The sequence below is a fragment of the Halomonas sp. 3D7M genome (assembly GCF_014897885.1).
GTDB lineage: Bacteria > Pseudomonadota > Gammaproteobacteria > Pseudomonadales > Halomonadaceae > Vreelandella.
The window spans coordinates 24,925-34,325 of the sequence record NZ_JABUZF010000268.1 but is presented as its reverse complement, the minus strand read 5'-3'; the positions used below and the strand labels follow the sequence as shown (position 1 = coordinate 34,325).

Here is a 9,401-nt window from a genome sequence, read left to right as displayed (position 1 = left end):
CTTAAGTCCAGTTGTTAAATCCAGTGAGCCCCCCACCCAAGTGATTGTGACCGTGTAAGCTAAAATAAGGTCACGGTTGTTGCACACTTTGTGCAAACGTTTTACACCAAGCCCCTAGATACTGACATCGATAAACTGCCACTTTTTAAAACGTTTCGAGGTCTGTTATGAACATGTCACTTCGCCAACTATTTGCTCCTGCACTACTTGCCGTTGCCCTTATGCCTTTAGCCTTCAGCGCCAATGCCGATCACCACAACAGTGCAGATATTGACCGCGAAGCAATGCAGGAACGCATGGAAGAGTACCGCCAAGAAGCTTATCAACGCGCCGGTTTAAGCGAAGAGCAGCAAACTGCCTTAAACGAAGCACACGCTGAACACCGTGATGCCATGCTGTCGCTGCGCGAAGAGCACCAAGCACAGGTGGCCGAGATCCTAACCGAAGAAGAGCAACAAACTCTGCGCGATGCCATGCGCGAGATGCATGCTGAGAAACATAGCGAGCGTCGCCAGGGGGAAAGAGCTCATGGCAAGCGCGATCATGAGCGTCGTGGACACCACAGCGAACCTGCAGAGGAAAGTGCGGCAGAGTAAGCGTTTATTAAACGTCAAACCCTGTTCTAACGCCCGGCCTAGCCGGGCATTTTTGTTTCTATACTCCTGAAAAGCGCTTTATCCGCGGGTCGGAAAGCTTCCCCGTGACTTGAAGTGAGCACTTAAACCGCGTATTTTATTTGAACGTTCATTCAAAAATAACGCTGTTTTTAATTCTTGTCTTAACAACAGGAGTCCGCCTCCATGGCGAAAGACAACCCCAACCTCCCCTCACGCGACCGCCTCAATCCCGTGGTTTTCCACGGGAGTGTGGCGGGAATTCTCCTTTTCTTAGTTCTTACCATGCTGTTTACCGAACAGGCTGGCGCTTTCTTCGATGCTGGACTTGCCTGGGTGAGCAAAACATTCGGCTGGTACTACATGCTGGCGATTGTGGCTTATCTGGTATTTGTGGTGATTATTGGTATGTCGCGCTTTGGCAGCATTCGCCTTGGCCCAGATCACTCACGGCCTGAGTTTTCGCTGCTATCGTGGTCAGCTATGCTGTTTGCCGCAGGTATCGGTATTGACCTGCTGTTTTTCAGCGTTGCTGAACCGGTCGCCCACTATCTGGCACCACCTGATCTAGCGCCTGAAAGCCAAGAGGCCATGCGTCAGGCCGTCGTTCAAACCTATCTGCACTGGGGGCTTTCCGGCTGGGGGCTGTACGTGTTGATGGGTATGGCGCTGGCTTACTTTAGTTACCGCCATCGCTTGCCACTGGCGATTCGTAGCGCGCTCTACCCAATTTTGGGCAAGCGTATCCACGGTCCGATTGGTAACGCAGTGGACATCACCGCCGTAATCTCCACCGTGTTCGGTATCGCCACTAGTCTGGGTATTGGGGTAATGCAGCTCAATTACGGCCTTACCTATATGTTCGGCGTGCCTGAAACCCTCACCGTGCAGGTGATTTTGATCGTCCTGGTCGTGGTATTGGCAACTATTTCCGTGGTGACTGGCGTCGAGAAAGGCATTCGCCGCCTTTCTGAGTTCAACATGCTACTCGCGCTAGCCCTGATGCTATTTGTACTCTTTTCAGGCGATACCCTGGTCCTACTGGATAAAGTGGTCAATAACGCTGGTGACTACCTTTCTGGCTTTGTGGGTGCCAGCTTTGACACCTACGCGTTTGCTGACGAAGGCGCCCAAGAGTGGAAAATGTGGTGGACGATCTTCTTCTGGGGCTGGTGGATTGCCTGGACACCGTTTGTCGGCCTTTTCTTGGCACGTATTTCACGTGGCCGTACCATCCGCGAATTTGTCGCTGGAGCGTTGTTTATTCCGCTGGCCTTTATGATGGTATGGATGTCGGTGTTCGGTAACAGCGGCATTGAGCTGGTGGCCAACCAAGGTGTGGTCGAGCTGGGTGAACAGGCACTCAACACTCCGCAAACCACGCTTTATACACTGCTTGAGTACTACCCTTACGCAGGCCTTACTGCAGCCGTAGTAACGGTACTAGGGATTGTGTTCTTTATTACCTCTGCGGACTCCGGTGCACTGGTACTGGCCAACTTCACTTCTATTTTGAGTGACGTTAACCACGATGCTCCGATCCGTCTGCGTATTTTCTGGTCGGCAGTGATTGGCTTGATCACCATCGCCCTGTTAATGGCTGGCGGCTTAAACGCTCTGCAAAGTGCCGTGGTGATTACCGCCCTGCCTTTCTCATTGGTGATTTTCGCAGTCATGGTGGGAATGTATAAAGCCCTAAAACTGGAAGGCAGCAAGGCCGACGCACGTCGCATGATTGCCGGTGGCGCACCCGGCGGCGACTGGCGCGAGCGTTTGGATCGTGCGCTGGATACCTCTAACCGTGCGGGTGCCGCAGCAACCATTCAGCACTCTATTCGCCCAGCGATGACGCAATTTGCCCAAGAACTTGAAAGCCGTGGCCAAACCGCCAACGTTACCGAAGAGCATCTTGATGGCGAGTCGCTTCCCAATCTGACGCTGCAGGTTGACCTGGGCGATGCCACTAGCTTTGTCTATCAAGTATGTCCGCACCGTATGCGTACACCCAGCTTTATACCTGCGGATGATGACTTCTATGTCCGCTTGGACGTGTACTTAGCTGAAGGCGGTCAAGATAAAGACCTGAACGGCTATACCCGTGGTCAAGTGATTGGTGATCTCGTGGCAGAGTACGAACGCCACCTACACTTCCTTACTCTGGCAGGTCAACAGATGGGCCATGTGCAAGCAATGCCAGGCACCATCGGCGAACCGCCTGAAGACTCCCAGATGTAATGGCGTCAGTCTTTAAGTGAAAAGAGAAATCCCAGCCTACGTGCTGGGATTTTTTTATGCCCGAAAAACGCCCTGATGACGCTTCTCACAACTAACGCCATATTGTGAGAATCACTGAGCAGGCGTAACGTAAAACCTTGTTTTCCCACTTGCTTGTTTTTCAACTTTATTAGGAGACTTGCCTGATGGCCCGCGCTCATCGACCTTCGGGGTACGCCTTTCCAGTGCCGGGCAGTGCACTACTCAGCGCTTGGCGCGAGGGGTACACGCTTGCCAAATTGAAGCGTGATGTCATGGCTGGGCTGACGATTGGTGTGGTAGCCGTCCCACTTTCTATGGCGTTGGCGATTGCCACTGGCGTGCCACCCCAACACGGGCTTTATACTGCGATTGTCGCGGGCGCAGTGATCGCTTTGACGGGTGGCTCGCGTTTTAACATTTCCGGCCCCACCGCCGCCTTTGTGGTGATTCTATTTCCTATTGTCGCCAACCATGGCCTGGGCGGACTGCTGATTGCCACACTGATGGCGGGCGCTATTTTGGTCGCACTGGGGCTTTCTCGGTTAGGCAGTCTGATTCAGTACGTGCCCTACCCGGTTATCCTCGGCTTTACGGCGGGCATCGGGGTAGTCATTGCGCTCCTACAACTACCTGACTTTCTTGGCTTGGCCGGAGTAGAGCTAGGCGATAGTACGCTGCATAACCTAGTGCTGATTGGCCAAGCGCTACCCAGCCTTTCCCCCGCAGAAATCAGCGTGGGAGTTGTTACCTTGGCAACGCTGTCAATCTGGCCCAGATTGAATACCCCGATACCTGCGCCACTAGTTGGCTTGGCGGTAGGTACCCTAGCTGCCGCACTACTAGTAATGAGTGGCGTTGAAGTCGACACGATCGCCTCACGGTTTAGCTGGGAGTTCCAAGGTGAAAGCGGTAGCGGCATTCCACCCTTTGCACCTAGCGTTGCTGCACCCTGGCACTTTCCTGGCGCTGACGGCACACCACTTGAGATTAATTTCGCGCTAATTCAAGCGCTGCTTGGCCCAGCGCTAGCCATCGCGTTACTGGCGGCCATTGAATCACTGCTCTGCGCCGTTGTGGCAGATGGCCTAACCCGCACTCGACATGATCCTAATGCTGAACTGATTGGCCAGGGGCTGGGCAACTTAATCGTGCCCTTCTTTGGCGGCATTACCGCCACAGCAGCGCTTGCCCGCACGGCGACCAACATCAAAAGCGGCGCCTTCTCACCTATCGCCGCAGTCGTGCATTCGCTGGTGGTGCTACTCGCGGTAGTCGCGCTGGCAGGCGTTCTGGGACATGTGCCTATGGCGGCCCTGGCTGCGCTACTATTTATCATCGCCTGGAATATGAGCGAGGCACAACACTTTGTGCATACGCTGAAAAGTGCCCCCGCTAGCGATGTGTGGGTGCTGGTGATCTGCTTTGGGCTAACGGTACTTTTTGACATGGTGATCGCGGTGGCTGTCGGTATTGGCTTGGCCGCCGCGCTGTTTATTCGCCGCATGGCCCAGTTGACCCATACTCAACGCTTAGACACACCCGATAAAGACGCGCACTTCCCGCCGGAAGTCGCCCTTTACAAAATTCACGGTCCACTATTTTTCGGTGCCGCTGAAAAGGCGATCGCCACGCTACGAGTGATTGATCACAGCGTACGAATTATCGTTCTGGATATGCGCGAAGTTCCCAGTCTGGATACCACGGCCATGGTGGCGTTAGATACGTTGCGCCGTGAGCTGAGCGAACAAGGCGTAGGAGTGATGTTTGTTGGGCTGCAGCCGCGCCTGGCACTCAAAATTAAACGCGCGGGCATTAAGCGTGAAGTGGGCAAATTAGCGGTCGTGAGCAATCTTGCCCATGCCGAGCGTATGGCACAACGCTGGTTGGAAAAGAAAGATTCAGTAGGTATTGAATAGACGGCAGGGAATAAAGGGGGAGCTATCGTCTCCCCCACTTGCTCGCTCAGCTCGCCATATCCAGCACAATACGGCCTTCTATCTTGCCGTCGATCATACGTTGGAAGACATCGTTGATATTGTCTAGCGTGTCGGTCGCCACAGTCGCTTTGACTTTGCCTTCGGCGGCGAAATCCAGCGCTTCTTGAAGGTCACTGCGCGTCCCCACGATAGAGCCACGAATGGTAATACCGTTAAGCACCGTGCTGAAAATCGGCAGTGGGAAGTCACCCGGCGGCAAGCCATTGAGCACCAGAGTGCCACCACGGCGCAGCATGTTTTGCGCTTGATCAAACGCCTTCGGCGATACCGCTGTGACCAGTGCCCCATGGGCACCACCAATGGTTTTCTTCAGATACGCCGCCGGGTCGGTTTTCATCGCGTTAACCGTCACCGTGGCACCTAACCGTTCGGCTAGGGCTAATTTACCGTCGTCAATATCAACAGCCGCGACGTTCAGCCCCATCGCTTTCGCGTACTGCACCGCCATGTGCCCCAGGCCGCCGACGCCTGAAATAACCACCCACTGGCCGGGGCGGGTATCGGTCATTTTCAAGCCTTTATAAACCGTCACTCCCGCACACAGAACCGGGGCTATTTCGATGAAATCAACGGCGTCCGGCAGACGCCCTACATAGCCCGCATCCGCCAAGGTATAGTCGGCAAACCCGCCGTTGACCGAGTAACCGGTATTTTGCTGGGATTCACATAGGGTTTCCCAGCCGCCTAAACAGTGTTCACAGTAACCACAGGCTGAGTACAGCCAGGGCACGCCGATACGATCGCCCTCTTTGACATGGGTAACGCCGTCACCCACCGCTACAATATGCCCAACGCCTTCGTGCCCTGGAATAAACGGTGGCGAGGGCTTTACCGGCCAATCGCCGTGTGCTGCATGTAAATCGGTGTGGCAAACGCCAGAGGCCGCCACCTTCATCAGCACCTCTCCCCGCTTGGGACGAGGCACGTTTACTTCTTCTATCGCTAGTGGCTGACCGAACTCACGTACGACTGCCGCTCGCATTGTGTTATCCATGATGCAACTCCTGATAGTTGTCGATGTGGCAACTTGTGGTTGCTCTTATCGTTACAGTAAGCGTCAGGGGAGTAGCAAAACGCCCGGCAATAGCCGGGCGAGATCACTGCAGAATAGCGTATTAGAAGAAACCTAGCGGGTTAATATCGTAACTCACTAGCAGGTTCTTAGTTTGCTGATAGTGCTCAAGCGCCACTTTATGGGTTTCGCGACCTACGCCTGATTTCTTATAACCGCCAAACGCAGCATGGGCAGGGTACTGGTGATAGCAGTTGGTCCATACGCGACCTGCTTGAATGCCACGCCCCATACGGAAGGCGACGTTGATGTCACGGCTCCATACGCCAGCACCCAGGCCGAACTCGGTATCGTTGGCAATAGCGAGCGCTTCTTCTTCATCTTTGAAGGTGGTAACAGCGACCACAGGTCCAAAAATCTCTTCCTGGAAGACGCGCATCTTGTTGTTGCCTTTGAGCAGTGTCGGCTGGATGTAGTAGCCGCCATTGATGCTGTCATCCAGGCTCTCTTTATCACCGCCAGCAAGGAACTCGGCGCCTTCGTCGCGCGCGATGTCCATGTACGACATGATTTTATCGAACTGCTCTTGGGAGGCTTGAGCACCAACCTGCACGTCGGTATCCAGCGGGTTGCCGCGCTTGATTGTTTTAGTCCGCTCAACCACCTTGGCCATAAACTCGTCGTACATGCTCTCTTGAATCAACGCACGAGAAGGACAGGTACATACTTCGCCTTGGTTGAAGAAGGCCAGCACTAAGCCTTCGACGGCTTTATCAATAAACGTCGGCTCGGCGTTCATGATGTCAGCGAAATAGATATTGGGTGATTTACCACCCAGCTCCACTGTCGAGGGGATAATATTTTCTGCGGCACATTTAAGAATATGTGAGCCAACCGGCGTCGAACCGGTAAAGGCAATTTTGGCAATACGCTTGCTGGTGGCGAGTGCTTGGCCTGCTTCTGCGCCAAATCCATTAACGACGTTTAGCACGCCGGGGGGCAGCAGGTCGCCAATAACCTCCATAACTTTCAATATTGAGGCAGGAGTTTGCTCAGCTGGCTTCAGTATGACGCAGTTACCCGCGGCAAGGGCAGGGCCAAGTTTCCAAGCAGCCATTAGAATCGGGAAGTTCCAGGGAATAATTTGACCAACAACGCCCAGCGGCTCATGGAAATGGTAGGCAACGGTGTTAGCATCGATATCCGCAGCCGTACCTTCTTGTGAACGCAAGCAGCCAGCAAAGTAACGGAAGTGGTCAACAGCCAGCGGAATATCCGCATTCAGGGTTTCACGAACCGCTTTTCCGTTATCCCACGTTTCTGCGACAGCCAGCATTTCAAGGTTTTGCTCGAGGCGGTCGGCAATCTTAAGTAGGATGTTACTGCGCTCTTGAACGGAGGTTTTACCCCAGGCAGGCGCTGCTTTGTGAGCTGCATCTAGCGCTTTCTCAATGTCTTCAGCGCTAGAGCGGGGAATTTCGCAGAATACTTGGCCGTTAACAGGACTGATATTATCAAAGTACTGGCCGTTGACCGGGGGAACAAACTCACCGCCGATATAGTTGCCAAAGCGTTTCTCAAAGGACACAACGGAACCAGCATCACCCGGGTTGGCGTAGATCATGGTAAAGCTCCTGAGTATTATGATTATTAAATAAGGTGCCTACCCAGTGTTAGCCACACACGCCATTTACGATATAGCCCGATGGCAGGACGCACCCTCATCCCTTGGTAGGAGACGCCATGTACTCGTTGCTAGTGGCAGATGACCATCCGCTGTTTCGCGAAGCATTACACGCGGTGATTAGCGCTGGTTTAACAGATACTCAACTGCTGGAGTCGGACAGTTTGGCGGCGGCTATTCACACGATAGGCACCCACGATGAGCTTGATCTGCTGTTGCTCGATTTAAGCCTGCCCGATGCCGATGGACTAGAGGGTCTGACAATACTTCGAGAAAGATTCCCATGGCTTCCCGTCGCCATTGTCTCGGCACATCAGGAGCGCCAGTTGGTGTTAGATGCCATTACCCAAGGTGCCGTGGGCTATATTCCGAAATCAACCCCCCGAGAGCAGCTGTTAGCAGCACTCAACCAAATTCTTCAAGGGCAACTTTATCTGCCTGCAGATATTATGCGCCAGCCGCCCCCGCGCATGGAGTCATCAGCGTTGACGCCTTCGTCGGAGGTGTCCCGCGAACGACTAATACGCTTAACCGACAAGCAATTAGATGTATTGGGTTGCATGGCTCAGGGGATGTCCAATAAACAGATCGCACGAGAACTGTTCATCGCTGAAACTACCGTTAAAACGCATGTCTCGGCTATTTTACGCAAGCTCGGTGCAACAAGCAGAGTGCACGCCATCGTCATCGCAGGTGAAGAGGAACTAGGCGCTTATCTTGCCAAACGAACCTCTTCCACCTAACCGCCTACTTCCCGTTAAGCAGAAGTCTCTAAGAGCGTTCCTAGTAGCATCTTTAAGCGAAGAGGCTTGAGCGGCTTTAACAAACAGTGCATACCTGCTTCCCGGGTGGCCCGTTTCAAGGCTGCCTCATGGTTGGCAGTGATGACTACGGTGGCCAACCCTGGATAGCGTCGACGCAATCTTGCAGCCAGATCGATCCCATTTTCACGATGGTCACCCAGGTGATAATCCACCAACAGTACGGCCGGGCGCTCACCGTCACTCGCTGCTTCCAGCGCGCTCACCGTAGCGGCTGCCCTCACCCGACACCCCCAACTGCCCAGCAACGCCTGCATCCCTTCTATAATCGCGGGATCATCATCAATCACCCATATGACACAGCCCTGTAGCGGATCGTGCTGCCAACGATCAGCCCCAGGCAACGCTTTTGGCGCATACGCAACAGGCGATGCTCCCGCGCTTGGGGCTGCATTAGGTACTGGCACAGAAAAAGGGACCAGCACAGAAAAAAGCGAGCCACGCCCAAGCTGTGAAGTCAGCGACACAGGGTGCTCTAACATAGTGCTGATACGATCGACGATTGCCAGTCCTAATCCAAGCCCTCGGCTGTGGCCACTTTGGGACTGGTTGGCGCGGCGAAATTCTAGAAAAATCGCCTTACGCTGTGGCTCTGGTATCCCCGGCCCAGTATCGCCCACCATAATTTCAAGACCATTGGCGCGTCGTCGACAGCCAAGCAGTAAGTGACCATGTTCGGTATAGCGCACAGCATTGCTGAGGAAGTTGCGCACGACACGCGCCAGCAGCGCTAGATCAGATTCGACCACCACACTCGACGGCACATAGTGAAGCGTCAGCCCACGTACGGCGGCCACTTGCCGATACTCTTCGGCCAAGGCATCTAGCAGTGTGCTTACCGCAAACGGTGCTTTATCCGCGTGAAGTACGCCAGCATCCAGGCGGGAAATATCCACCAATGTACCTAAAAGCCCTTCGACATCTTTTAACGAACGCCCTATGTGCCCTACTAAAGCCTGGGAGGCCTCGGGAAGCGCATGCGTTTCTAAGGCACTGGCGAATAACCGTGCGGCGTTT

At 54.0% G+C, this 9,401-nt stretch carries 7 protein-coding genes; 4 read left to right on the top strand and 3 right to left on the bottom strand.

What is annotated here, in order from left to right; translation table 11 throughout:
- The first annotated feature begins 167 nt into the window (after positions 1-167).
- The 3 genes from INT22_RS18095 to dauA all read left to right on the top strand — a co-directional run bounded on the left by INT22_RS18095 (position 168) and on the right by dauA (position 4,786).
- Positions 168-596 carry a hypothetical protein gene (locus tag INT22_RS18095; protein WP_319022106.1) on the top strand — a complete coding sequence of 143 codons (429 nt, stop codon included), beginning with the start codon at positions 168-170 and terminating at the stop codon, positions 594-596.
- A gap of 204 nt (positions 597-800) precedes the next feature.
- A complete protein-coding gene (betT, locus tag INT22_RS18090; RefSeq protein ID WP_193068697.1) occupies positions 801-2,849 on the top strand; it encodes a choline BCCT transporter BetT in 2,049 nt (682 codons plus the stop codon).
- Between the two features lie 185 nt (positions 2,850-3,034).
- A complete protein-coding gene (gene dauA / locus INT22_RS18085; protein ID WP_193068696.1) occupies positions 3,035-4,786 on the top strand; it encodes a C4-dicarboxylic acid transporter DauA in 1,752 nt (583 codons plus the stop codon).
- 46 nt (positions 4,787-4,832) lie between these two features.
- Here dauA and adhP read toward each other — a convergent pair whose 3' ends face one another.
- Entirely contained in the window at positions 4,833-5,861 is a 1,029-nt protein-coding gene (adhP, locus tag INT22_RS18080; protein WP_176472115.1) for an alcohol dehydrogenase AdhP, read from the bottom strand.
- A 121-nt stretch (positions 5,862-5,982) separates the two neighbouring features.
- Complete coding sequence (exaC, locus tag INT22_RS18075; protein WP_009721344.1) at positions 5,983-7,503, bottom strand: acetaldehyde dehydrogenase ExaC; 1,521 nt, start codon at positions 7,501-7,503, stop codon at positions 5,983-5,985.
- Between the two features lie 119 nt (positions 7,504-7,622).
- On the opposite strand from exaC, the gene INT22_RS18070 reads away from it, so the two are divergent.
- Positions 7,623-8,306, top strand: coding sequence for a LuxR C-terminal-related transcriptional regulator (locus tag INT22_RS18070; RefSeq protein ID WP_089039695.1), 684 nt, complete (start codon positions 7,623-7,625; stop codon positions 8,304-8,306).
- A 14-nt stretch (positions 8,307-8,320) separates the two neighbouring features.
- On the opposite strand, the gene INT22_RS18065 is transcribed toward INT22_RS18070, so the two are convergent.
- Positions 8,321-9,401: hybrid sensor histidine kinase/response regulator (locus INT22_RS18065; protein WP_226912881.1), on the bottom strand; the 1,081-nt coding region annotated here is incomplete at its 5' end.